This window comes from Pseudomonas sp. PDM05, from assembly GCF_014851685.1.
In the GTDB taxonomy this organism is placed as follows: domain Bacteria; phylum Pseudomonadota; class Gammaproteobacteria; order Pseudomonadales; family Pseudomonadaceae; genus Aquipseudomonas.
In genome coordinates this window covers 1-543 of record NZ_JACVAC010000041.1, presented here as the reverse complement: position 1 = coordinate 543, position 543 = coordinate 1, and the positions used below count along the sequence as shown (strand labels likewise).

Annotated in this window: 1 protein-coding gene; it reads right to left on the bottom strand. The window is 61.0% G+C overall.

The genetic code is table 11. The features are described from left to right. Positions 1-9: 9 nt before the first annotated feature. A partial coding sequence (locus IB241_RS27330; protein WP_192301277.1) for an OmpA family protein occupies positions 10-543 on the bottom strand: 534 nt, incomplete at its 5' end.

The window sequence follows — 543 nt, the reverse complement described above, 5'->3', positions numbered from 1 at the left end:
GACCGTCGATCAGTTAGCGACGGAAGACCGTGGCTTGACCGGCTGGTTGTCGTTGGAAATAGTCACTTCAACGCGACGGTTCATGGCACGGCCCGACACGCTGCCGTTATCGGCTACCGGGTATTCCTTGCCGTAACCCTGGGTCACGATGCGCGAAATATCCACGCCTTGCTGTGCCAGCGCGCGCTGTACCGAAGCCGCACGGCGCTCGGACAGGCTCTGGTTGTACGAATCGGACCCGGTGCTATCGGTATAGCCTTCGACGATCACTTTACGGTCCGGGTTGTCGCGCAGGAACTGCGCCAGCTTGGTGATGTTGACCAGGCCGCTGGATTTGAGGTCGGACTTGTTGGTGGCGAACAGCACGTCACCAAAGGTCACCAGCGTACCGCGCTCGGTCTGCTTGGCGTTCAGGCTGTCTTGCAGTTGCTTGATCTGCGCGTCGCGGGCCTCAAGCAGGGCGCGGGCACGTTCGTCACCGGCGTTTTTCAGCTTGGCTTCGGACTCGCGCAGCACGATGGTGTCCTTGGCCACTTCAACACG